26 protein-coding genes and 1 pseudogene are annotated in these 22,793 nt (G+C 41.9%); 2 read left to right on the forward strand and 25 right to left on the reverse strand.

Annotated elements, in window-relative coordinates; all coding sequences use genetic code 11:
- Nucleotides 1-84 precede the first annotated feature (84 nt).
- The 4 genes from LC090_RS16090 to LC090_RS16105 all read right to left on the reverse strand — a co-directional run bounded on the left by LC090_RS16090 (nucleotide 85) and on the right by LC090_RS16105 (nucleotide 6,010).
- Entirely contained in the window at nucleotides 85-645 is a 561-nt protein-coding gene (locus LC090_RS16090) for a GNAT family N-acetyltransferase (protein WP_369522759.1), read from the reverse strand.
- 369 nt (nucleotides 646-1,014) lie between these two features.
- Nucleotides 1,015-1,749 carry a YqcI/YcgG family protein gene (locus LC090_RS16095; RefSeq protein ID WP_226659037.1) on the reverse strand — a complete coding sequence of 245 codons (735 nt, stop codon included), beginning with the start codon at nucleotides 1,747-1,749 and terminating at the stop codon, nucleotides 1,015-1,017.
- A gap of 66 nt (nucleotides 1,750-1,815) precedes the next feature.
- Nucleotides 1,816-2,667: a dimethylarginine dimethylaminohydrolase family protein gene (locus LC090_RS16100; RefSeq protein ID WP_226659038.1), complete on the reverse strand. Its 852-nt coding sequence runs from the start codon at nucleotides 2,665-2,667 to the stop codon at nucleotides 1,816-1,818.
- Between the two features lie 166 nt (nucleotides 2,668-2,833).
- Complete coding sequence (locus LC090_RS16105; RefSeq protein ID WP_226659039.1) at nucleotides 2,834-6,010, reverse strand: SNF2 helicase associated domain-containing protein; 3,177 nt, start codon at nucleotides 6,008-6,010, stop codon at nucleotides 2,834-2,836.
- Nucleotides 6,011-6,346: 336 nt separating this feature from the next.
- Here LC090_RS16105 and LC090_RS22210 point away from each other — a divergent pair, with 336 nt between their 5' ends.
- On the forward strand, nucleotides 6,347-6,454 hold the full coding sequence (locus tag LC090_RS22210) for a carbonic anhydrase (RefSeq protein ID WP_369522760.1): 108 nt from the start codon (nucleotides 6,347-6,349) through the stop codon (nucleotides 6,452-6,454).
- 200 nt (nucleotides 6,455-6,654) lie between these two features.
- On the opposite strand, the gene LC090_RS16110 is transcribed toward LC090_RS22210, so the two are convergent.
- The 19 genes and pseudogenes from LC090_RS16110 to LC090_RS16200 all read right to left on the reverse strand — a co-directional run bounded on the left by LC090_RS16110 (nucleotide 6,655) and on the right by LC090_RS16200 (nucleotide 20,813).
- Nucleotides 6,655-7,665 carry a hypothetical protein gene (locus tag LC090_RS16110; RefSeq protein ID WP_226659040.1) on the reverse strand — a complete coding sequence of 337 codons (1,011 nt, stop codon included), beginning with the start codon at nucleotides 7,663-7,665 and terminating at the stop codon, nucleotides 6,655-6,657.
- Nucleotides 7,666-8,523 carry an ABC transporter permease subunit gene (locus LC090_RS16115; RefSeq protein WP_226659041.1) on the reverse strand — a complete coding sequence of 286 codons (858 nt, stop codon included), beginning with the start codon at nucleotides 8,521-8,523 and terminating at the stop codon, nucleotides 7,666-7,668.
- Between the two features lie 102 nt (nucleotides 8,524-8,625).
- Nucleotides 8,626-9,834 carry a Bcr/CflA family efflux MFS transporter gene (locus LC090_RS16120; protein ID WP_226659042.1) on the reverse strand — a complete coding sequence of 403 codons (1,209 nt, stop codon included), beginning with the start codon at nucleotides 9,832-9,834 and terminating at the stop codon, nucleotides 8,626-8,628.
- 134 nt (nucleotides 9,835-9,968) lie between these two features.
- The gene (locus tag LC090_RS16125) at nucleotides 9,969-11,678 is read right to left on the reverse strand and encodes an ABC transporter ATP-binding protein (RefSeq protein ID WP_226659043.1); all 1,710 of its coding nucleotides are present in this window, start codon (nucleotides 11,676-11,678) and stop codon (nucleotides 9,969-9,971) included.
- Nucleotides 11,679-11,884: 206 nt separating this feature from the next.
- A complete protein-coding gene (locus LC090_RS16130) occupies nucleotides 11,885-12,742 on the reverse strand; it encodes an SDR family oxidoreductase (RefSeq protein ID WP_226659044.1) in 858 nt (285 codons plus the stop codon).
- Between the two features lie 197 nt (nucleotides 12,743-12,939).
- On the reverse strand, nucleotides 12,940-13,167 hold the full coding sequence (locus LC090_RS16135) for a hypothetical protein (protein ID WP_226659045.1): 228 nt from the start codon (nucleotides 13,165-13,167) through the stop codon (nucleotides 12,940-12,942).
- Between the two features lie 21 nt (nucleotides 13,168-13,188).
- Entirely contained in the window at nucleotides 13,189-13,536 is a 348-nt protein-coding gene (locus tag LC090_RS16140; protein WP_226659046.1) for a hypothetical protein, read from the reverse strand.
- A gap of 61 nt (nucleotides 13,537-13,597) precedes the next feature.
- On the reverse strand, nucleotides 13,598-13,786 hold the full coding sequence (locus tag LC090_RS16145; RefSeq protein ID WP_226659047.1) for a DUF4083 family protein: 189 nt from the start codon (nucleotides 13,784-13,786) through the stop codon (nucleotides 13,598-13,600).
- Nucleotides 13,787-13,797: 11 nt separating this feature from the next.
- On the reverse strand, nucleotides 13,798-13,962 hold the full coding sequence (locus LC090_RS16150; RefSeq protein ID WP_226659048.1) for a hypothetical protein: 165 nt from the start codon (nucleotides 13,960-13,962) through the stop codon (nucleotides 13,798-13,800).
- A gap of 168 nt (nucleotides 13,963-14,130) precedes the next feature.
- Nucleotides 14,131-14,646, reverse strand: coding sequence for a DinB family protein (locus LC090_RS16155; RefSeq protein ID WP_226659049.1), 516 nt, complete (start codon nucleotides 14,644-14,646; stop codon nucleotides 14,131-14,133).
- A gap of 162 nt (nucleotides 14,647-14,808) precedes the next feature.
- Nucleotides 14,809-15,549, reverse strand: coding sequence for a coenzyme F420-0:L-glutamate ligase (locus LC090_RS16160; RefSeq protein ID WP_226659050.1), 741 nt, complete (start codon nucleotides 15,547-15,549; stop codon nucleotides 14,809-14,811).
- Nucleotides 15,550-15,583: 34 nt separating this feature from the next.
- A pseudogene (gene fosB / locus LC090_RS16165) lies at nucleotides 15,584-15,965 on the reverse strand (metallothiol transferase FosB).
- Nucleotides 15,958-16,923, reverse strand: a complete 966-nt coding sequence (locus LC090_RS16170; RefSeq protein WP_226659051.1) for an MBL fold metallo-hydrolase — start codon at nucleotides 16,921-16,923, stop codon at nucleotides 15,958-15,960. Before LC090_RS16170 ends, fosB begins: the two are co-directional and overlap by 8 nt.
- Before the next feature lie 12 nt (nucleotides 16,924-16,935).
- Complete coding sequence (locus tag LC090_RS16175; protein WP_226659052.1) at nucleotides 16,936-17,301, reverse strand: GNAT family N-acetyltransferase; 366 nt, start codon at nucleotides 17,299-17,301, stop codon at nucleotides 16,936-16,938.
- A gap of 53 nt (nucleotides 17,302-17,354) precedes the next feature.
- On the reverse strand, nucleotides 17,355-17,909 hold the full coding sequence (locus LC090_RS16180) for a cysteine hydrolase family protein (protein WP_226659053.1): 555 nt from the start codon (nucleotides 17,907-17,909) through the stop codon (nucleotides 17,355-17,357).
- 254 nt (nucleotides 17,910-18,163) lie between these two features.
- Nucleotides 18,164-18,625 carry a hypothetical protein gene (locus LC090_RS16185; RefSeq protein WP_226659390.1) on the reverse strand — a complete coding sequence of 154 codons (462 nt, stop codon included), beginning with the start codon at nucleotides 18,623-18,625 and terminating at the stop codon, nucleotides 18,164-18,166.
- Nucleotides 18,626-18,627: 2 nt separating this feature from the next.
- Nucleotides 18,628-19,416, reverse strand: coding sequence for a hypothetical protein (locus LC090_RS16190; RefSeq protein WP_226659054.1), 789 nt, complete (start codon nucleotides 19,414-19,416; stop codon nucleotides 18,628-18,630).
- A gap of 203 nt (nucleotides 19,417-19,619) precedes the next feature.
- Nucleotides 19,620-19,802 carry a hypothetical protein gene (locus LC090_RS16195; RefSeq protein WP_226659055.1) on the reverse strand — a complete coding sequence of 61 codons (183 nt, stop codon included), beginning with the start codon at nucleotides 19,800-19,802 and terminating at the stop codon, nucleotides 19,620-19,622.
- A 96-nt stretch (nucleotides 19,803-19,898) separates the two neighbouring features.
- Nucleotides 19,899-20,813, reverse strand: coding sequence for a hypothetical protein (locus tag LC090_RS16200; protein WP_226659056.1), 915 nt, complete (start codon nucleotides 20,811-20,813; stop codon nucleotides 19,899-19,901).
- Between the two features lie 157 nt (nucleotides 20,814-20,970).
- On the opposite strand from LC090_RS16200, the gene LC090_RS16205 reads away from it, so the two are divergent.
- Nucleotides 20,971-21,870 carry an ArsR/SmtB family transcription factor gene (locus LC090_RS16205; protein WP_226659057.1) on the forward strand — a complete coding sequence of 300 codons (900 nt, stop codon included), beginning with the start codon at nucleotides 20,971-20,973 and terminating at the stop codon, nucleotides 21,868-21,870.
- 388 nt (nucleotides 21,871-22,258) lie between these two features.
- Here LC090_RS16205 and LC090_RS16210 read toward each other — a convergent pair whose 3' ends face one another.
- Together LC090_RS16210 and LC090_RS16215 are read right to left on the reverse strand one after the other, a co-directional pair.
- Nucleotides 22,259-22,411: a hypothetical protein gene (locus LC090_RS16210; protein WP_226659058.1), complete on the reverse strand. Its 153-nt coding sequence runs from the start codon at nucleotides 22,409-22,411 to the stop codon at nucleotides 22,259-22,261.
- A gap of 210 nt (nucleotides 22,412-22,621) precedes the next feature.
- The gene (locus LC090_RS16215) at nucleotides 22,622-22,783 is read right to left on the reverse strand and encodes a YvrJ family protein (RefSeq protein WP_226659059.1); all 162 of its coding nucleotides are present in this window, start codon (nucleotides 22,781-22,783) and stop codon (nucleotides 22,622-22,624) included.
- Between the last annotated feature and the right edge of the window lie 10 nt (nucleotides 22,784-22,793).

The following is a 22,793-nucleotide window of genomic DNA, read 5'->3' on the forward strand; positions in this document are numbered from 1 at the left end:
TTAACCATATCGATCTATGATTCTTTTCTTCACCTTACTTAGAAAACCCTTCTTCAATGAAACTGCCAGATTCTAGAGTATCCCCTACTTACTAAAATAGTCCCCAGAAACAATCGCATACATCTTCAAGTCATGAAATTTTCCCTTCGCAAACATGGCGTTTCTCATGATTCCTTCGAACGACATGCCGACCTTTTCCATGACACGCTCTGAACCTTGATTCTCCACAAAACAACGAGCCTGAATTCGTTCTAACTGAAGCTGTTCAAATCCAAATGCCATGATCCGCTCGGCTGCTTCCCTCATATAACCTTTTCCCCAGCATTTCTCTGAAAGCACATAGCCGATTTCTGCTTTTCGATGCCGTTCTTGAATCGTGACAAAATCAATTGTCCCCACAAGTTTACCAGTCGATTTTAACTCTAAGCCCCACAGGGCTTTGGTTCCCTGTTGATATCCTTCTAAAATCATCTCCAAGAATGTTCTCGTATCTGCTAGCGACTGGTGCGTTTCCCAGCTCACGTGCTTCGAAACGTTAGCATTCGAGCCATATTCAAACATGTCAGAAAGGTCTTCTTCGTTAATTTTGCGTAAATAAAGATGCTTTGTTTCAAAATGTGGTAACCCTTTCATTAATTCTCTCAACTAAAAAGCCTCCTTTCCTACTCTATAAATCTAAGCGATAAAAATAGGTATCTACTTTCATGACAGGAAACGGTGCAGTCGTTCCTAGAAAAATGTGATGAATGCTTTGATCCTTTGCCCATTCCCAGGGAAAAACCATATTTTTTTTACCTTACAGCCAGGAGCATTTTTTAGAAACCGTTCAATCATGTTTCGCAATGGTGCGCGATTCCGTTTCATTTTAACATAATATTCCACACGAAAAGGAACGGCGTTTTTTCTTGAGCAGTCTTAGAAGCTATTTTCCTGCGCAAGTAAATAAACCTGAGCAGGAATTTTCCCACTCAGGTTTCAGTTGGCTAGTTTTTATCTCCTATACGATTTTTAGCTTCAGCGATTATGATGAAGGAAAGGACACTTCCCTTCAATTGGTGTGACGTCATCTCCAATGAACGATTGCTTCCATTCATTGTGATCGGGATCTCCGAAGTGACTGATATCCGGGTGCTTTGGAAGCTGATCCCAAGTCTCCACACGAGCCCGAACTTTTTCGCGTGACATGATGCCGCCTTTTTCGGTACCTTCGAGCCCCTGAAAAATAGCGCGAGGTTGAAAACCTAGAATGAGGCTATTTCCAAGGTTTCTTGTTTTACGCTGCTTGTAAGCTGGCGCATTTCCAAAGGTAAAAATCGGTTCTCCAGCAAAGTGAAAATCCCATAAGTAGTGCTCTGGATCTTTAGGCGCTTCGCTCGGCCATGGAAAGCGATCGTGATTATGTAGATATTGAAGGATATCCCAGAAAGACGAGCGATAGTCTTCAATCGACTTTTCGCTGCTTTCTGGCTCTACGAAAATAAATAAGCCATGTCTGATTTTTGTTGGTTTCTGAAATAAACTGAGAAAGCTCTCGACAGCTTCAGGTAAATGAGACCAATCGTTGTGCTCAATGTAAGCATAGCGCAACTCACCCTTAAGCTGAGCAGTTCGACCAAAGAAACAAGGAAATGTTGGATCGGTTACTAATTCACTGAAAGTCTCATATTCCGTCTTTAACCACGCGGGAAGATCTTCACGCGTTTCGATATCCTCTTTCGTTAACAAGTAACGACTTTCTGTTTTTAACATCTTCTCGTCTCCTTTTAATAACTAAAATGCTCATAACAAGTCGATTCAGGATGCGCCAATAGAAATTCAGCTTCTTTCTAGCGGAAGCGTACAACAGCGAAAGGATCCTCCAGATTTAATAATTTCCGAGAAATCTACCGGAAAGACTTGGAATCCCTGTGCAGTTAAGATGCGGTTCAACCGTTTATTCTGTGAAAGACTGACAATTTTACTGTCCCCTATTGAAAGCACATTTGGACCCATATCGAACTGCTCTTCTTCCGAAACATAGATCAACTGAAAACAAGCTTCCAATTTTCTTAAATCATCCTTTGTAAAAGCAGAAGGATAGACGAGCGCAACTTTCTCACTGATGATATTAAACACACAATCAAGGTGAAGAATATCCTTTCTTAACGATAAGCCTTCCACTTTGTAAGATGGTAGACGCATTTGGAGGTCTTGAATGGCTTCTTGTGATGTTCGGCCGCTCTTTCCAACCCAAACGGTTGAACCATCTACGACGACATCCCCACCTTCGATTGAATCTGGTAAACCTTGCTGATACGTGACTCCGTTCTCATCAAGATAAGTGATTAAGTGATTCACTTCTGATTGTCGTACTTGTTCATTCATCGTAGCGACAAATAGTTCGTCGTGAATCGTAAAGCCGATGTCCCGCGTAAACACTTGTTCAGGAAGACTCGCGTCCGCTTGAAGTTCACTAACAGTAACTCCATTTCCCTCTAACACCTTCACAAACGCCTCGTGTTGCGCTAAGGCAAGAGGAATATTGATATTGCTATTTACATAATGCTTTTGTGTTTCATTAATAATTTCTGTAATTCTCATATAGGATGGCTTTACAACCAGTACATTTTTGAGACGTGTATATTCGGACTTGCATTGAATTTTTTGACCAACGGCGACTCCGTTCATTACTTTAACCTCCACCATTTCTCACATTTTAAATCCTCAATTCCCTCTCATTCCAAACGTAAAACCTAGAGGAAAAAATTGTTTTTTTACTTACGTGAAAAGCCATGATGGGTTTAAAAAAAGCCTGAAGCAGCAACGACTTCAGGCTCTTTTCAATCTCTTTCAACTAAGAGTCAGTTAAAATCTCACGAATATCCTCTTCCGTTAAGGAAGTCTTTGCTTTTTCTTCCGAATCAATTAAAGCTGAAATGAGCTCGCGCTTTTTCTCCTGAAGCTCGTTCATCTTTTCTTCAATCGTACCGCGTGCGACTAGCTTCATTACGTTGACCACGTTCTCCTGGCCAATGCGGTGCGTACGGTCTGCCGCTTGCTCTTCCACAGCTGGATTCCACCAGAGATCATAAAGAACAACCGTATCAGCTCCCGTTAAATTAAGACCGGTTCCACCAGCTTTTAGAGAAATCAGAAACACATCACGTTCTCCCTCGTTAAACCGATCGCACGTCTCGACCCTTTCTTCAGCAGGCGTCTCTCCATCAAGGTAGAAAAAACTTTGTCCTCTTGCGGCGAGCTCTCTTCCAATCAGATCAAGCATTTTCGTAAATTGAGAAAAGATCAGCATTCTTCTCCCAGAGCGTCTTGAATCCTCAATAATTTGAAGTAGCTGTTCGAATTTAGCCGAGCTTCCTTTGTAGCCCTCAACGAAGAGCGACGGATGACAGCAAATCTGTCGAAGTCGCGTTAATCCTGCTAGAATCTTAATACGATTTTTGCGAATGGTATCACGATCAAGATGCTTTAATGTATCGGTTCTTAGTTTCGCCAGGTATGCTGCGTATAGCTTCTTCTGCTCCGGTAAAAGGTCCGTTAACTCAAGTGACTCAAGCTTTTCTGGAAGTTCTGCTAGCACATCTTCTTTCATTCTTCTCAGAAGAAAAGGTTGAACTCTTCTGGCGATTGTTTTCTTCGTTAAGTTGCTGTATGCTTTCATGTCTTTAAAAAGCTCTGGAAAAACAACATGATAAATGGACCAAAGCTCTTCAATGGCATTTTCAACGGGGGTGCCCGTTAAACCAAATCGGTAGTCTGCTTTGATTTTCTTAACAGAACGAGCCGTTTGCGTGGAAGGGTTCTTGAACGCTTGAGCCTCATCAAAAAATGCTGTATGGAACCTTTGCTTTTCATACCAGTTACTATCACGCCGAAGCAGTGGATAGGAGGTGATGATCACATCCATCTCGTTGCTCCTCTTTTGAAGCTTTTCGCGCGTTGACTGGTTGCCATCGATGATCAGTGCCTGGAGCTCAGGCGCAAACTTTTTTATCTCATTGAACCAGTTATAGGAAAGCGAGGAAGGACAAACAATCAACACTGGTTTATCCTGGGCGCGTATGGTTTCAAGCTCCGATACGATAAATGTCAGGCTTTGTAGCGTTTTACCGAGTCCCATATCATCAGCTAGTACCCCACCAAATCCGTAGCTCGCTAGTGTCTTCATCCACTGATAGCCCTCTACCTGGTAATCGCGCAGCACATGTTCTAACGAAGTTGGCACCTGAAACGCTTCTGGATCCGGATGGCGAAGGGTATCTAGAAAAGCGCGAAACGATTCGTCTGCTTGAAACATACTGTTCGTTTCAATGGTACCCATGAGACTGGCACTTTTCGTAACCGGAACAGAGAAATAAGGCTCAAACGGTTCCTGCGGCGGAACATTTGTGAGAAACTCATGCATCTCTTCCATTTCTTTCGTTTCAAGCGATAAGAGCGAGCCGTTTCGAAGACGGTAATATTTGCGCTTTTCTTCTAACGCGGCTAAAATTTCACGAACTTGATTGTCAGATATCCCATCCATGTCAAATTTAAATTCTAACCAATTCGTCCGCTCTCGTTTCTTCAGCTTCACGTTGATTTTCGGATAGTGCTTTTTCCGAACGAGACGATTTCGAACAGCTGTAGTAGCGTAAAGCTTCAAGATCGATTCAAGTTTTGGAACGGTATGATAAAGAAATTCATATTCAAGCGCTTCATTTTGCATCATATAGCCGCCGTCCGTTTTTGAAAATCCGCTTTCTTCCATCAAGTTTAAAATTTCTTCTTCTTTCTCGATATCTCGAATGATCGTCGAACCAGGGACATCTCGCCGTTCTAACGGCTGGATGACCACTTCATCATATTGAAATTCAAGCCCTGCGAGCAGCCTGTTTTTTAACCGATCAAGATAAAGACGAGCTTTTAGCGGCGTTTTCATATATGTTTCACGAAACGCTCTTGAAAGCTCCACATGTCCCATTCGTTTCAAATCCGGTACGACCTTTTCCAGAAAATGATCCATTTGAGCGTATGGAATTGGGATTTGATTGGTCCCCGACGGAAGCATTCGCTTTAATTCAACGATGCGATTGAACTCGCGTGGTTCTAATTGGAAAACCATACCCTGAAATAAAATCGATTGATACGCGTTCAAAACCGTCAAGCGATCAAATCCTTTGATCGTAATATGACAGTTCTCTTCGTCCCCTCTGTCGATCAGAAATCGAAGTGGGAGTGATTCGTCTCCTACCTTTAAGTGATCGTACAGCGTTCCTTTATGTTCCACACGAGCCGTGCCTGTTACTAAAGGAAGCAAACTGCTCCAGGAAGATGGCGAAATCATTAACATAACAGATCGATCTCTTTCAGCGAGCGATAAAGAAATCGACTCTAGAAAAGCTGATTCATCACGAGCGACGCGGATGAGATGATGAAGAATGGCATCTGCTTGGTTTGAAAAACAGTGAATCTCTGGATTATACGTCACCCACGGTGAGTCCTCACTGATTCGCCTTTCATTCACATCATGTAAAAAGTCACGAATAAACGGTACCTTTACTTGTTCAACCGCGAGCTCAACCCCCAGCAAATTCTGATCGCTAATCGAGACGGATTTAAACGTAAAGATCACATCTAGCACCTTTCGCTTTTCAAAATAGCGTTGCTGGCCACTCCTTTGAGCAGGCTTGTCGGTGAAGAGCGTCATAAAGTTCTCACCTAGATGATCATTCTGCCCTACCGTTTCATTTTGTTGAAAATGCTGAATAGCAATTAAGACGGCCGCAATATGCTGACAATCTTTTTGGAAAGTAGCAAGCGACGGGCAACTACATGCTGCCTGAAGATGTCCATTGCGATCTGTTTTGATGGTGACATGAAAGTCTTCTACCCCATGAACAGTCGCCTCATATTCGCGTGATGATTTGTGATGAAACGACACTTTATCTGAATGAAAATAAGCCTCCCCTTTTTTAAAAGAGAGATCACCGCACATTTCTTTTATGAGGTTGTTGTTGATTTTACGCTCCATGTTATCCCGGTCCTTTTTCATTTGCTTGCTTCATTTTAACACAGTTGCTCGCCTATACGTCCCTCTCCTCCTGCTCATACACTATCGTACAGCGAGGAGGGAAGAGACGTTGCAAAAGTCATTTTATCATTCTGGGCAAGGGAGCGATCCCGGCTGCCGCTCCTATCATCGACATGGCAGCGACTTTCCCGGTTATAGCTTCTATCATGGGCATGCCAGTTATTATCCGGGCTATAGGTATCGTCATGGAACAAATTCGCAACAACATCACTTTCATCACAGTGTGTACCATTGATCCAAAAAAGAAACCACTTTGAACATAAGTGAAGGTGCAGAATGAACAAACGATTTGGAACTGCTTTAAATTGCATCGATGGCCGAACACAGATCCCAGTGACACAGTGGTTAAAAGCACATTACCACCTTGATTATGTTGACCACTAGTATCTCCATTATTATTGGCGCGCTCGGTTCTGCACTTGAAGATGAAGAAGTTTAATCAAGCCAAGGAGGAGAAGGGTTCACAACAAGAGCAAACCCTTTTCCCGACTAAAATGAACGCTAACAAGGCAAAGACAGAAAGGTGATTGTCGCCATCTGATTTGCCTTTTTCTTTTGTGAAACCAAAAAGGTAACCGGTACGGTCATAGATAGTCAAACGCTTCCTTTTTACTAGGAACTTCCGCGATTTTCTCCCCTTTTTCTTCTACTTGATTTCTTACGATCTGCTTTGTGTCTAGCACGTATTCCATTCCTTCCACCATCAGCTTAAAGGCCAATATGGCAAGCGTAAAACAAAGAATGGGAACAAGCGGAATCCAGTAATAACTCGTGTAAAGGAAACGAAAATTTGTACCAATCAGACCCGACCATTCACTCGATAACGAGACAAATGCCGCTTTATCAAACATGTCTGTTTTTAGTAGAGCTCCTCCAAATAAAAGATTTAAGATTCCTAGATGCGCAAGAAGAAGCAACACTTGTATCACTTCACGAACAAACAACAGGAATAGCTGTGGATGAAGATAGGGCATAAGATGAATCGTTAAGAGATGCCACCTGCTTCCTCCTAATACTTTTACACTATCGATAAATTCCTTTCTTTGGAGAATCGCCACTTCTTTCGAAACGTTGATTAAGATAATGGGGATCCCAATGATAATGAGGACAATCATTTCAAAGATCACTCGCTCCGTAAACGTTGTGGAAAAGCCGTCGCCATAACCATCTTCTCGTAGAATAAAGAATAGAAAGAGATACGCTAAGATCGAAGCCGGAAAGTAATAAAACCCTTCAAACCACGGTTTCCCTTTTTTGAGGAAGGAGGGAAAATAAAGCTGCAGAAGAATACCAGCTACACTTGAGAAAACAAAACGAATGAGTGCAATACCTAATGCAAGTCCAAGGGTGTATTTCGCTCCTATTAAAATAATAAAAAACAAATCTCTTGAAACGTGATCGGTACCAAACGGTGGATGAACCCAGGGAGAATAAGGTGGTTTTCCGACGATCGTTCCATTCTCATCAGTCATAATGCTCGCAACTGGGATATGGTTATCGAATAATACGCTATACACGATACTGGAGATTAAAAGAAGAAGAATAAAGCTTCCACCCAACACGAATCGCTTATTTTTCAGAAATGCTCGCACCATTTAACCCGGCACCTCCTCTCCCGTTAGGTGGGTAATCCATCGCTTCGCTGTGGCTTCTAAGAAGTACAAAGGTAGAAAGATCATTAATATACTAAAGGTGACAATTTGCCCCGTAATGTGATTAATCATAAACCACGTCATGCCATACAAATTATAAATCACTTCAAGCATCACAAGATTTGTTAGTAATAGCAGAATAACCGCTTTCGAGTGATTCACCACGCTTAAAAGACAGTTCCTTGTCACATGCTTCCATAAGATTTTCCCACGCGATAACCCTTTGCCCATCGCAAGTTCAATGTAAGGTTTCGTTAATTCATCTTCAAACATCAGAAGCATCATGCGGTAGAAAAAGAAACACGGTAAAATCGCAAAGGTGAGGAGCGGTAACACGATTGGTCGTTTAAATGCACCGACCACCTCAAATAAGAGAATGCCAGTCTCTCGATAAAATGCAATAAAGCCTAACTGTACGATCACAATTATGAACATGTCTGGTATGGCTTCTAGAAGGCCAACTGTCCTTTTCATTCCGATTCGAATGGAGGGTGGAACGAAAAAGGTAATATAGGTTAGCAGCAGTGCTGAAAGAAGCGATAAACTAAAACCACCAAGCAAAATGAAAAGCGAGTAGCCATAGTATTCAAAAATAAGCGGGAAAATCGAACGTTCCACTCCACTGCCGACTGGAGATTCATAAGTTAAGTGAGTGAAGTTGATCAGGCTTTTTCCATTTTCAAAAACCAGTTCAAGAAACAAGGTGAAGCTGAAGTTCATTCCATTTTGAAACATACTTGCAGCGCTACCAATCAAAATGATGCTAAATCCGATCGTAATCAAATGAAGAATTTTTTTCATGAAGCTCCTCCCATGCCCTTTATTAGTTATGACGAAAAGAACAGGGGATGGTTGCAGAGAATCTATTTTTCCATTTAAAAAAGTGACCTCCCAACAGGGAAGTCACTTCGCAGCAACGTTATTCTTTTTCGTTAAGGTAAAGAAAGTAATGGCACCGATTGAAGACGTTGTAAACAGAATCGCCCCCATTGGTACAGCCGTTGACTCATCAAGTCCGACTAGCGGTGACACCATCGAGCCGAATAACAGCGGCAGCATGCCGAGTACGGCACTGGCACTGCCTGCCCTGCGTCCCTGCTTTTCCATCGCAAGCGTGAATGTACTTGTAAGCACCATTCCCATTGCGGTCATGTAAATGAAGATTGGAATCACAAGCGTCGCGAGCGGCCCTTCAATGATTGTCATGACAAGTAAGAAGGACGTAGCTGATACCGCTGTGATGACCGCGGTACGAAGCAAGCTTCTTTCATGAAAATAAGCACTTAACTTACCGATCATAAAGCTACCTGAAATGATCGCAAGCCCGTTGATTCCAAATAAAATACTAAACACCTGTGGCGATACGTTATAAATACCTTGATAAACGAAAGGCGTTCCGGAAACGTAGGCAAAACTACCGCCGTGAACAAACCCAATCGTTAGCGCGTATCCGATAAAGGAGCGGTCTTTTAGAAGACTGCCCATTGTGCGAACCGATTGGTTGATTGTGCTTGGTAATCTTTTCTCAGGTGGTAGTGTTTCTGGAAGTCGGAGGCCAATCACTGTTACGATAATCAATCCAAGAATTCCGAGGAAATAAAAGATCGTATTCCATGTCGCAAATGGCAGAAGTAAAATCGCTCCACCTGCGATCGGCGCAATCATCGGCGCTGTCGCATTGATAACCATTAGAAGCGCAAAAAACTTTGTTAGCTCTCGTCCGCTGAATACATCGCGAACAACTGCACGCGAGAGCACCACTCCCGCTGAAGCTGTAAAGCCCTGAAGGAAACGGGCAATAATGAGTGTTAGAATGTTCGGTGCCACTGCACAAAGAATAGAGGCAACAGCAAATAAGAAAATAAAAATCAATAATGGCTTACGCCTTCCCTGTGCATCACTATATGGACCGATTACAATCTGCCCAACCGCAAGGCCAATGAGACAGGTTGTTAAACTAAGCTGTACGAGCGATGCGCTCGCATTTAAATCACTCGCAATTCCCGGAAAACTCGGAAGGTACATATCAATATTTAATGGACCCATGATCCCAAGCATTCCTAACAGTAAAGCGAGTCCAAATCGTTCTTTTCCTGTTGGGTTATGAAGCATAAATGGTGACACCTTTCTGTTCTCTAGTTACACGTTCATTTGATTCTAGCAAACCATCATACCCAATACAATCGATATGATTTCTTTTGGAAAATTAAAAACGATTCCTTTTCGAAAAGGAATCGTTTTATTCATCAACCAAACTGTGCTTTATGCAACCGACTATAAATGCCGCTCGATTCAATCAGTTCAGCATGATTGCCTTGCTCAGCAATCCCGTCTTTCGTGACAACCATAATGCGATCGGCATTCTTAATGGTAGCAAGACGATGCGCGATCACAAGCGTGGTACGCCCTTCTGTTAACTCTTCAAGTGATTTTTGAATCGCTACCTCAGTTTCGGTATCAAGTGCAGAAGTCGCTTCATCAAGAATCAGGATCGGTGGATTTTTCAAGAACATGCGCGCAATCGCAAGCCTTTGCTTTTGTCCGCCCGAAAGCTTCACGCCTCTTTCTCCAATCACCGTATCCAATCCTTCTGGCTGACTGTATATAAATTCATCGAGTTTTGCTTTCTTTGCCGCTTCTAGGATCTCTTCGTCGCTTGCTAACAGATTTCCGTAAGCAATGTTCTCGCGGAACGTTCCAGAGAAAAGAAAAACATCCTGCTGAACGATTCCAATCTGACTTCTAAGAGCAGAAAGCTTTAGCTCTCTGATATCAATCCCGTTAATGGTAATTGTACCGTCTTGAATTTCATAGAAACGAGGAAGCAAGCTACATAGCGTCGTCTTCCCAGCACCAGACGGTCCAACGAACGCAACGGTTTCCCCGGGCTGAATCGATAAACTAATCTCGTTTAAAACCGGTTCATAGCCTTCATACCCAAAGGAGACATTTCGATAGCGAATTTCACCGCTGAGCGCCATCTCAATCGCATCTTCAGCATCCTGAATGTCGGGATCAGTATCAATGATTTCAGTATATCTCTTAAACCCAGCAATACCTTTAGGATAGCTTTCAATGACGGCGTTAATCTTCTGAATCGGTCCAATCAGGATATTTGATAATAATATAAACGCAACGAATTCACCGTACGTGAGCTCTCCAGAAATAACGAAAAAGGTTCCAAACAAGAGCGTAAACAGTGTGACGACTCGCATGAGGAGATAGTTCGACATCACGTTTTGCGCCATAATTTTATACGATTGAAGCTTCGTTGAGCGATAGCTTTCATTATTTTGACGGAACTTCTCTTGCTCGTGGCGTTCATTTGCAAACGCCTGAACGACTCGAATACCGCCGATACTATCCTCTACTCTGGAATTAATTTCAGCAACATCCTGAAACATGCGCCTAAACGTTTTTGTCATCTTTTTATTAAAATAGATAGCGAGAATAATAAGCAGCGGAATGACAATGAACGAGAGAACAGCAAGCTTCCAGTTGATCATCAGCATTAAACCAAATGACCCAAAGAGCGTCATGACGGCAACAAAAACATCCTCTGGCCCGTGATGAGCAACTTCGCCAATTTCCTCAAGGTCTTTCGTCAGTCGCGAGATGCTGTGACCAGTTTTACTATTATCATAATAGCCAAATGATAGCTTTTGCATATGGGTAAACAGCTTTTGGCGCATATCTGTTTCAATGTTAATCCCAAGCTTATGTCCCCAGTACGTGACGATGAAATGTAGCCCGGTGTTTATTAAATAAATAAGCAGCAAACCCGCACAGGCAAGAAGAATAATTCCCCAATCTCCCTCAGGCAGGAGCCGATCAATCACCTGATTAACTGCAAGCGGAAAAGCTAACTCCAGCACGCCAACAATGATGGCAGAGACAAAATCAAGAATAAACAGCCACTTGTATGGCCTGTAATAAGAAAAGAAGCGTTTGAGCAAATCATAACCTCCCCATTCCATAATTGAATGAACCACACACACCACAATTGAGATCCATTATCAATTATAGAGTTTAATGAGAAGGAAGACAATCTTTTCTTCACCTGAAAAAGCCGCTCGCTCCTGACTGTTGATTCAGGCGCGAGCGGCTTTATGACGGAATAGCGATTTGGTCAATAAACGACCAATCTGCCCGTCTAAAGCGATTACGAGGACATATAGTCTCCGCCATTAACGTGAATGCACTGGCCTGTCATGTAAGAACCGTCATCAGAGGCTAATAAAACGTATGGACCGAACAGTTCAGACGGCTGCCCCGGACGTCCCATTGGGTTATCCGTTCCAAATTCTGCAACGGAATCTTCATCAAAAGTAGATGGGATAAGCGGTGTCCAGATTGGCCCAGGCGCCACCATGTTTACGCGAATGCCTTTATCAACCAAGTTCGCTGCCATACTACGGGTAAACGCAACGATTGCGCCTTTTGTTGACGTATAGTCAATTAAAACTTTATTTCCTGTGTATGGATTAATAGATGTTGTATTAATAATCGAGCTACCTTTTTGCAGGTGAGGAACCGCGTATTTCGTCATATTAAAAACGGAATACACATTTGTTTTAAACGTCTGATCCCACTGCTCGTATGAAATGTCCTCAATGTTTTCCGTTGGAAACTGGATGGCCGCATTATTAACGAGAATATCAAGCTTTCCAAAGTGATCGAGTGTCTTATCAATCAGATCCTTACATTCTTTCTCTTCTGATACATCGCCAGGAATCTGAAGGCACTTCACTCCTTCATTTTCAATGAGCTTTTTCGTTTCGTCCGCATCACTTTGTTCTTTCTCAAGATAGTTAATTGCGACATTTGCGCCTTCTTTCGCATAGGCGATCGCAACCGCGCGACCAATCCCACTGTCCCCACCGGTGATGAGCGCCACTTTGTTCTCAAGCTTGTGACTGCCTATGTACTCATGCGGTTGATCCGGTCTTGGCGTCATTTGCGATTCAATACCGGGTTGCTCTGACTGCGTTTGTTTTGGTTGTCCGTTTTGATTGTTCACGGTGTATCTCTCCTTTTTCTTCACTAATGGTTAGTTCATTGATGGTGTTTTATTGAGATACCACGGAAGAAAAAAGTGTAAACATTTGTAAGCGAAACCAAACAGAAAAGGGTAAGAATGGATTAGTCACCACCTTTTCGCACTAAAAACCGATCAAATAAGTGACCCTCGCTGCAATCCTGCTCCATCTCTCTAGCCTATTCCTCCGAATCTCCTCCACCAAGCTCCTCTTCCACGTCCCTCTCGTACCGCCGACTCGGATGGTCAAGAATGGCACGATACTTCCATAGTCGAATTTGTCTCAGCAAAAGGGCAATAAAAAGACCAGCCATCGCGATAACAAACCCCGCTTTATAGCTGGTTAAAAGTGAGTAGAGGAGTAAAGGACTTGAAGAAATCGCCATGAGGATTTGTGCTTTTTTCATGTAAATCCTCCTCAAAACGCCTTAATCCAATCCGTTCACTTCTTCGTTTTGCCATTTTTCCCGCCTCATCCTTTTCCACTGAAATCCTAGTTGAACCAGTGCGATAAAGGAGACCAGCCAGAAAAGTGGATCTTCAAATGAAATCCCTACTGTCGATTCACCGCCAGCCCACCCCAGGCACGCGATAAGGAGAAATGCATAGATGAGGATAAAAAGCTGCCACTGAAAAGAGCTTTTTTCAGTAGCGTTAGCCGTAGTTTTAACCATGGCAATCATGACAACTGTACCAATTAAGAACCAGAAAAGGACCCTTTGAGGGAGAACTTCTGTTAAACCACTCGTTGGAAAGTAATCATAGATTAGTAACAATGTCACCACAATCAGAAATAAACCCTCTAAACTTTTATGTAAAATCAGTGATTCCCCTCTACTAGTCAGACTTTGACTCTTCTCTCTCAAGTAGCTGATCGACCTTTTGTTCGACGCGATCTAATTTCGAACTTCTCTTTTTTAAGCTCACGATTAAAAACAAAATCCCCACTACTAGCCCAAACATTAGTACAAATGAAACAAGCTGAAAGAGGATATCGCCTATATGCACACTCGCCCCTATGATCATCCGATTTCTCCTTACGCGAATTTTTTATGATGCGTGGCAAGACGAAAACTTGCGATGAGACTCATAATCCCAACAAATCGCAGGAACCAATGGCCACCTTCTCCAAAGCTCTCAACAGATAACCCTAGTAAAATGCTACCGACCAAAGCAAATAGAACAACCGCTATGATTTTCAAAATACCCCTCCTTATGCTCCACCTTGATTTTACCATTTATTTTGTAGTTTGTTTCCCTTTTTTTCCAATATGAGCTATATATTCTTAACAAGGTTTAGGATCAAAAAAAAAAGACAACTCGTAAAAGTGGTCTTTTACAAGTCGTCTTTCCTTATGATCAACTGAAAACTATCCTTTCTCAGGATAGTCTAAATACCGATTAATATCAGATGGGGTTAGTAAATCCGTGTCGACGGGCTCATAACCGAGAGCTCGTGTTAACGTGACAATCTGTCCCTTGTGATGAAATTCATGTGTGATCGTATGCGTGAATAGCCATAGTGGAGAGAGTTCTTGTTCCTCCTCTTGCCAGGATACTTTCCGACTAATTTTCTCATCCAATCGATTCTCGTAATTTTCTAGAAAACGGTAAACTAGCTGATCCACGCTTTCAAATACCGTTCTCATTTCATTTACATCTGTCACTTTTGACGCTTCCACAGCAGGTTTGCCGGTTTCAAGAGCAAATCGGCCGATCCAGCTCTGATAGCACTCAGCGATGTGAACATGGAGATTTCGAATCGAGCCCCATCCATATCCATCCACTTCTTTTCTATAATCCTCTTGATCAATCTTTTCACAAAAATGAAAGAGAACTTTTCGAGTATGTTTGATGAAATCATATTGCTCTTTTAATACGTTCATTGTTTTGCCTCCTGAGTTATCTTGGAGTAACTAGCCGTCACTCGAACGTCCTGTTCCATGTATTATGTATTCCTCTTCAAACATTTACTAAACCTGTAAATACTACAAGTGCCAACACTGCTTGTCGGCTTTATTTTACAAAAAGCTTGCACTCACCTAGGTCTATTTCGGTGACCGACTAAGCGAATCTCGAATCCCGCTATTCGCGTTAAATTGATAGGATACGCCGCTAATTTTGACAACCGGCCTGTTTGTTCCACGCTGTCCCATAATGAGAGCGGCTGATGCGGCCAGTAGGTCACAAAACGTTTCAAAAGATTGCTTAACCTCACCTGTCTTTGAATCAATTGTTTCACTTTTTCTTAAAGCCGGGACCCCATACAAACCAATCGCAATCTGAGTGGCACCCTTCTTTTCAATTCGGCCATCACTATCTGTGACAACGACACCTACCGTCACGTTACACATTCTTTGTATCGTTTCGCCAATTTCCTTGGCACTCTTATCAGCATCTTCAGGTAAAAGCATTATAGAATCATCATCGATTTTATCGATCCCTGCACTCGTTAAGCGCATGCCATTTGGTAGCCAGGCTCCGATATAGTTATGAGAAACTTCTAATCTACGACCAGATGGATCACCCGTTACATCAATCATTTTTTGAATTACTCTCGGGTCTTTCCGAGGAACTTCCTTGTGTATACGTTTGGCGACTTCACCAGCCGTCATATCACTGAGCGCCACTTCTCGTCCTTCTGCTGTTGAAATGACTTTTGAAGCTACGCATAGAATATCACCTTTTTTAAGTGGAACGTGAGAATGTAAAACAGCATCGGCAATGATCTGGCCAATGTTATCTCCTTTTTGGATTCGAGGGATATTCGGAATGGCATCAGCCTTCATACGTTAACACCACCTCTCCTTCTACACGCTATGATCATTCGTAAAATACCATATGTTGTTTTTCTTGCTTATAATAATTTATCCGATCTTCCAAAGACCCCGTATGAAACTCAAACTTGTGACCATCTGGATCCGTAAAATAAATCGACTGCTTGTCACGCTCATCTCGCTCCCGACCTGGGAGAATGTTCACATTAAGATCCTTTAGTTTGTGTATGATCTTCTCCATATCTTCTTTTTCAATCGTAAACGCGGTCCTTCTCCTCATTAAGTGCAAGCCATAGTCCATTCAAATCAAAGTAAGCCGTTCGTTTTCCTTTCACAAGCAACTTAGCATCAAACACATTTCGATAAAAGGCGATGGATCGCTCAAGGTTTGATACTGAAAATAAAAAATGATTGATACCCTTAATCATGGAAACACCTTTCTAAATCGTTATAGTAGTGATAGAGGCCTGACAAATTCCCTTCGACTCCCTTTATGCCTTTCCAATTTTGATAGTGAGGAAAGAGTTGAAAATGAAACTTGAAATCGTCTAATTTAATCTCTTCCTTAAGCGCTTTTTTTGTTTCGCCAATCAAATAAGAGACGTAACTTTTCTGTGTTTCTAACAATGATCTCCCACTTATATTTCCGTGACCAGGGATGACTGTGTTTATTTCTAACGCCATTACCTCGTTTAAAATGGATACAAAACGATCTGGATTATAAATTGGAACGTGGAGATCTTCTGTCGCAAGATCTCCCATAAAAGCTATTTTCTCATCTGGTAAGTACAAAAATGTGTCACTTGCTGTGTGGCCACCGCCCCAACACATTAACTCAACCTTTCGATCAGACCCATAGAGGGTAAGTTTCTTTTCAAAGATAATGGATGGTAAAACGATTTTGAGCTCAGGTAGCGATGTAAGCACTTTCGTCATTTCATCATATTGGTTAGACAAACTTATTTGTAGCGCACGTGTTTGGGCCACGTTCATTTGTTTCTTTAACTCCCGCAAATACTGCCTCGTCTCTTCTTGCTCGGCTTCAAGTTCACCGATGACGTGATGGGTTTCGCTTAATTCCCGCGTTGCGTTTGTTGAAATAATCGCGATATCCTCAAATACCTGATTTCCGAAAACGTGATCGCCATGATAGTGGCTGTTTATGAGATAGCGCGTTTTCTTCCCTGTGAGACGCTCTGCTAGAACTCTTAATTCTCGAGCAGCTGAAGGCGTCGAGAAGGAATCAAACACAAGCAGTTCTTCTCCAAGATCCACTACACCTGCATTGCTCCAGGCCCCCTTCCCCTCTTTTGCGATTGCCACATATACGCCATTGTCAATCCTACTAAACGTAAAATAAGGTGTTTCAATTGGAAAAGCATTCACGTCGTTTCACCTCTACAAGTCTTTCTTCAAATAGTAGTGTTTAAATTCTCGACCGACTCCATCAAGACAACCGTATACCTTATACCCATGTTTTTCATAGAATGAGAGTGCCTGAAAGCTTAATGTATCGACTTTAATAAAATCACACTCTCTCTGAAGAGCGATTTTTTCTGCCTGTTTCAAGAGCTTATGACCATAGCCTTTATTCCTAAGCTCCTCATCCACCATAAGCGTATGGATTTCAAGCCAGTTCCAACAAATCTCGGCAAGTAGCCCGCCACGAACAACGCTTTGCTCATCTCGCAAATACAAATTCAACTCTTCGTATCGATTATGCAAATCTTCTGGGAAGTGACTGAGGTTATATTGGTAGAGCATATTCTCAATATCCCGCTAAGCCGTTAAACTTCCTTGTTGAGAGTGTGTGATCATCATTTCAATAGCCGCAAAAGCGCCTCCGTCGTTAATACAGTGGAAAATTCTTCATGTAATGTCGCTAACGTAAGCGCATGAACTTGTTCAGGATCATAATAATGACCATTTTGATCTGTTAGTCCATACGCTGCCGTCGCGTCTGAGATCAGGTAGGTATCAAATCCCAAATTCCCACTCATTCTTGTTGTGGTAGACACGCAGTGCGGGGTCGTTAAACCAGTAATGACCACTTCAGATAAAGAATGTTCATGAAGGTAGTTTTCTAAATTCGTGCCGATAAAAGCACTATTCACTTTTTTCGTGAAAATGACTTCTCCGGACTCAGGCTTAACGATGTCCTTAAATTCGTAACCTGGCTGACCGTGGTAGAAAACAGAGGCTGGGTCATCTGAACGGTGCTGAATAAAAATGACGTGATCCCCGCTCGCTCTCCAAGCGTCTAGCAGCTGCCGTATATTTTCTTCTGCTTGATGATTGTTTCGCTCGCCCCATTTTTCATTTTCAAATGCTTTCTGAACATCAACAATGAGTAGTGCACGATTTGATTTCATCTTTGTCTCCTTTTGGTGTCCTCTAAGATTAGGCCACTATACTTTTTCGATATATAGAAGAAACCCCCTTCTTTTCATCCATTCTTCTTTGATGAGTTGGCTTTATTAGAAGAAGATCACAAGCTATTTATGAGTAAGAAGACATAAAAAAAGATGAATCCCTTAAAGGAATTCATCTCGTATTAATCAGAAGAATGACAGTAAATGCATTTCAAAACGCTCTTTCTATGTATTTTTCCACTTGCGTTCATCACCTATTTCATGACCTTTGCTAAACCAATCGCCAAGTGTTCCCATAGGATTTTTTCTACCACCTCACCCTTTTCATTTTCACACTCGATGATTAAAATAACTTCCGACTGTTTTCCTTTTAAGCGTTGTTTTTTCTTATTCGTTATCATGACAATCAACAAGCGGATTGCGAATCCAATCATAAAGCCACCGATGGCCCCGATTAACCCCCAATAGATTGGTCCCCATTTCAGTTCAAAACCGAGGCTAGCAGTAATAACGGAAAATGCTGTGGCCAATGGCATCGCAATGTCAATGAGAGAGATCCCATCTGATCGATGTAATGTGTCAAAGATTTTTCTGTTTTCTTCGCGGTTATCAAGCGGAACAGCGTAGATATTTTCTCTTTTAATCCCCATTTTCTCTAAATTCGAAATCGCAATTTCTAAAAAGATATGATTTTCAAAGGTTGAAAATATCTGCATACTCATATACGCTCTTTCCTTCTCAAGACGCGAAACGTCTTAGCTTGATAATGATTCTTAAGAAAACGCCTTTGCTCTTTTTCATACAACTTATTATTTTCCACCGTATTCATGTAAGCATCAAAGATAGCGAACCCATATAAAGAGGGAAACATGAGTAGCCACTCGGGTTCTAGAACACTAGTCGCCTTCTTAATCTCTCCTAAAAATAGCAAAGAGACGCCTTCTAGCATGTGGGAGTAATAAAAGAAAATGACGCTCCATATGATGACCACAAATGCGGTAACAATTCTATGAATGTAAAGTTGCCCGAGTCCCGGCATGAAAAATGACCACAGTGCCGCTAAATAAGGGCTTCTTTTGTCTAAATAATTAATTTCCAACGCTCCTATACTAAAGGAGTTAATCTCATGATCTTCTCGCTCAGCCAGGATATACACATTGTTCATATCAACCGTTGTGCGATAGCTGTCCCAAATTCCAAAGATGTAAACGGGTATGTAAATGAGAAGCCAACGGGTATCTAAAACCTCTTTAGCCATTGAAATATTTCCCTGAAAAGAATAAATCATCGCAAGATTTACGTGAGCCTTTAAATTGATCACGACTTCCCAGGCTAGTAACAAAAATCCTCTTAAATATTTCGATAGCAGCAAATGCCCAAACCCCGGAAACGAGACAGACCACCAGGCTATGATATAAGGATTCCTTAAATGGATTTGGGTCGTACCAAGAATACTCACATGAGCCTTAAATCTTCTTGCGGTATTATCGCTTTTATAATTGTCCACGAAAAGTCCATCCTCTTAACGAACCTATGATACATTTACTTTCTCCTATCATGAACCTATTTATCACATTTTCTAAAAACATGACCGATTGAACTGCATCCTTGCCTAACATCAGGGCAAAAAAATAACCCTTAAGGAGATTCAAATTAGCTTTTCTCCTTAAGCGCTCTCCGTTTATGATTTCTTTCCTTTTTCCATTCATTTCAATAAGAACGGTACAGTGAATTGCCAATTAGCATGACAAATCCATAGCAAACTGCAACGATTGTGAAAGCAGTGAGACGAGCGTTCAAAACAAGGAATACACCTATAAGGACAAAAAGTAAGAGGCCGAGCGTATTCATCATCCAGTAGGGTTTTGAAAATAGCTTTTCGTTAGACTCCATTTCCTATCTCTCCTTATCGATTTTTCACTGTCTCTTACTAGTAAGACTTGCCAGTGATGTGGTTTCATTTTCCAGCATCGTTATCTCTGAGCGTATCTAGTCTGTCACATAACGAACTGCCTCGTCTAACACATCTGGAAAATCAGCTGGAAAGACGTGACCCATCCCTTCTTTTACAATGAGTTTGCAAGGAATCTGATACGTTTGAAACAGTTGAACTGCTTCCAATACAGTTTCATAGTAAGGATCTTGATCTCCCGTAATGATGCACCCTCTTGCATGAGGATCTCGCTGGTTTGTGAGCGTTTCTTTAAGTGACTTTAGATCGAAAGCTGGAACGATGGCGATAAAATCATGAAATTCTTCCACGTCAGCTCGCAAACTCATTTGAGTAGCGATATTTCCACCTTGAGAGGCTCCTGCCATGATGTGAACTTTTTCAGAAAGATGATGCTGTTGAGTGAATGTTTGATAAGTTTTTTTCACATCATTCATTGCCGTGGTTAGATCATCCCATGAATAGCACTGATAGCTGAAAAGTTGAGAGGATTGAGGAAAACCCATAAAGTAATCTCTCATTATTTTCGGATCAGACCACTGCTTCGAAAAGTCGTCGATATTCGATCCTTTCCAGTGCAGTGGGAAGAGCACCGTTTCCGCCTCATTGTTACCCAGAGTACTGTAATAAGCATGGGCAGATTCTTTTTCGGCTTCATACATCCGTTTGCATTCTATCAAAATCGTATTGAATTCAGCATAGGGTTTCAGTGTGCTTAAATCTGGGTCTGTTGATAAAATTTCCGGATTCCACCATAAGCCATGCTCGATTACATCTTGCAGCTCGGCTAGCGCCTCCTGATGTTTTCCTTCTAACACATACAAACTTGCGATCCAATGGCCTAATCGGTCACGTTTTTCGGGGAACCTTTCTTTTGCTTGTTCCATCAATGAAAAAGCTTCTTGATTGGCTTTTTTATCAACAAGATCAATCACCTGTCTTTGCAGTTCCAAGAACGTTATTGTAAAAACCTCCCACCGTTTTAATTAGTTCAATATTAATTGAACTGATTTTATCGGTCAATGGGTTAATTAAAAATTTTTCGATTATTATCATTTAGAACCGATTATGATAAGCTAATAAGAAAGTGAAATGATCGGAGGAACATCAATGTCCTATAACGTTAGCGTGCTAGCCTCCCCAGTACATGAGCTATTAGTAAGCTTTTCTTTATATAAAAGACAAACGCTTATGAAATATTTAGCTCTTGGTTCTAATTGGCCAGGCGAAGTGGAAGAATCGCTATCCCCTGAATTGAAAGAAGCGATTGCTTCAAAAGAGAACCTGTTCTTTGAAGATTTACTCGTGCTGTTCATTGAACCATCTCCTTATAAACATGAAATTGAATCTTTTTTTGAATGGTTAGTACAGATGTCAGCTGGGGAATTGTTTGAGCGGCTCGCCTCTTCGCTCGACAATCAAATGACGTTGCCTACAAATTTATTAGAGCAGCGAGATCGGTCGCTTAAGCTGTTAAAGGAATGGAACAAGGAATATTTTCAGTTTCATCGGGAGGGAGTTTTGGAGCGATTAACGGCTGATGCAGAGAGTAAACGAAAGATGCTGGAAGAAGAAGCAGGAGAAAAAGTGGTTTTGCAAGCTAGCCGTTTTATCGTTGAGTCAGAAACAGTTCAGAACGTCTGCTTGATCCCCTCTCTGCACATTCAACCGATGGCATTGATCGATCACTTAAAAGATACCCTTTATATTACTTATTCTGTGAAGGATTCTAATAATAAGCGGAATGAACTTCTTCGTTTTGCGAAAGCTCTTGGTGATGAAAAGAGATTAAGGATCCTGGAATATTTGTCTCACGAGTCCCATACTTTCACTGACATTGTTTCTGAAATTGAGATGGCAAAAGGTAATATTCACCATCACCTTTCCATTTTAAGAGGGGCTGGATTAGTAAATATTCATATTCGAGATGAGCGAAATACGTTTTATTATAGTGCGAATAAAGAGATTGCGGAAGTGTTTACAGAAATGGTAGAACCGTTTTTTAAATAGTGCCTGTCACCACCCGAATATTGTTATTTGATGTCGAACGGTATGCCAAGCTTTATAAGGTACCCGATCGCGTACTCTTCGTATCAAACCCTAACGTCAAACTCTGACCCGCTCTCCCCAACCCCCTATCACTTTCCTCATCCTTCTCTTTCTTCGTCTTTATCTTCCCTTGAGCTCAAGTGCTTTAGTGCCCTTCAACCACTGAAGGCACTAGATCTGATAGGAAACATTGGGCAGAGAAAGACTACCTTTACAGCGCTGACAAAAGACATCAGCGCTGTAAATGTAGCCGTCCTTTTTTACTGAAGTATACTGAGACCTTCTGAGGTTTCCACCGTATCACCCGATTTGAACGCTTGAATTTCTTCAACAGCACGCTTTCTACACATTAAACCAGTCCAATGTGCGCCATCTGCGCGCTGCTACCCGTACCGTAGTACGCCTGGTTACCTAACCGAACCGTTAACGGCCGTTCTCGCCATAGCTTCTCACCACAGAAACCGGGAACTGTGTCTCTTTGAGAACGCTGAATTTTCTGCATCGGCTCCAGCTTACCTGACAAGTTTTGTTTTCAAACGTGTGGTAGGCATTCCACGTTCTGATCAGCGGCGCACTTGAAGAAACCTCACCATCTCCGAATTTAAAAAGAGAATGGGAAGCCGCTGTTCGATATGAAGTTAGATCGTTCCTTATGTAATTCATGCATAGAGAGAGGTCACAAAAGTGAACCTTCTCTCCTTTTTCACAGAAATCACCCTGTTTTCTGATTCGAACTTCGAGTGTTTAAATGATCTGGCAGCTGTAGAATTGTATCGTTCAGCGTATCGAGCTTCTGCTCAATGCGGTGCAGCAAGTAAAGCGTCACCACCACTGGAAAGCCAACATCGCTGATCAGAGACATCCAGGACTCCATTCCTTCTCCC

It is taken from the genome of Guptibacillus hwajinpoensis (assembly GCF_020524165.1).
GTDB lineage: Bacteria > Bacillota > Bacilli > Bacillales > Guptibacillaceae > Guptibacillus > Guptibacillus hwajinpoensis_D.

Bases quoted from the DNA above. Each gene is read 5' to 3' on its own strand.
- LC090_RS16095 (WP_226659037.1), bottom strand. From the start codon at position 1,749: ATGTTAAAAACAGAAAGTCGTTACTTGTTAACGAAAGAGGATATCGAA.
- LC090_RS16160 (WP_226659050.1), bottom strand. From the start codon at position 15,549: ATGAAGGCTGATGCCATTCCGAATATCCCTCGAATCCAAAAAGGAGAT.
- LC090_RS16185 (WP_226659390.1), bottom strand. From the start codon at position 18,625: ATGCAGATATTTTCAACCTTTGAAAATCATATCTTTTTAGAAATTGCG.
- LC090_RS16210 (WP_226659058.1), bottom strand. From the start codon at position 22,411: ATGCAGAAAATTCAGCGTTCTCAAAGAGACACAGTTCCCGGTTTCTGT.
- LC090_RS16105 (WP_226659039.1), bottom strand. From the start codon at position 6,010: ATGGAGCGTAAAATCAACAACAACCTCATAAAAGAAATGTGCGGTGAT.
- LC090_RS16180 (WP_226659053.1), bottom strand. From the start codon at position 17,909: ATGAAATCAAATCGTGCACTACTCATTGTTGATGTTCAGAAAGCATTT.
- LC090_RS16100 (WP_226659038.1), bottom strand. From the start codon at position 2,667: ATGAACGGAGTCGCCGTTGGTCAAAAAATTCAATGCAAGTCCGAATAT.
- LC090_RS16145 (WP_226659047.1), bottom strand. From the start codon at position 13,786: ATGATCATAGGGGCGAGTGTGCATATAGGCGATATCCTCTTTCAGCTT.
- LC090_RS16195 (WP_226659055.1), bottom strand. From the start codon at position 19,802: ATGGAGTCTAACGAAAAGCTATTTTCAAAACCCTACTGGATGATGAAT.
- LC090_RS16155 (WP_226659049.1), bottom strand. From the start codon at position 14,646: ATGAACGTATTAAAAGAGCAATATGATTTCATCAAACATACTCGAAAA.
- LC090_RS16205 (WP_226659057.1), top strand. From the start codon at position 20,971: ATGTCCTATAACGTTAGCGTGCTAGCCTCCCCAGTACATGAGCTATTA.
- LC090_RS16110 (WP_226659040.1), bottom strand. From the start codon at position 7,665: ATGGTGCGAGCATTTCTGAAAAATAAGCGATTCGTGTTGGGTGGAAGC.
- LC090_RS16175 (WP_226659052.1), bottom strand. From the start codon at position 17,301: ATGCTCTACCAATATAACCTCAGTCACTTCCCAGAAGATTTGCATAAT.
- LC090_RS16115 (WP_226659041.1), bottom strand. From the start codon at position 8,523: ATGAAAAAAATTCTTCATTTGATTACGATCGGATTTAGCATCATTTTG.
- LC090_RS16135 (WP_226659045.1), bottom strand. From the start codon at position 13,167: ATGAAAAAAGCACAAATCCTCATGGCGATTTCTTCAAGTCCTTTACTC.
- LC090_RS22210 (WP_369522760.1), top strand. From the start codon at position 6,347: ATGAACAAACGATTTGGAACTGCTTTAAATTGCATCGATGGCCGAACA.
- LC090_RS16120 (WP_226659042.1), bottom strand. From the start codon at position 9,834: ATGCTTCATAACCCAACAGGAAAAGAACGATTTGGACTCGCTTTACTG.
- LC090_RS16215 (WP_226659059.1), bottom strand. From the start codon at position 22,783: ATGGAGTCCTGGATGTCTCTGATCAGCGATGTTGGCTTTCCAGTGGTG.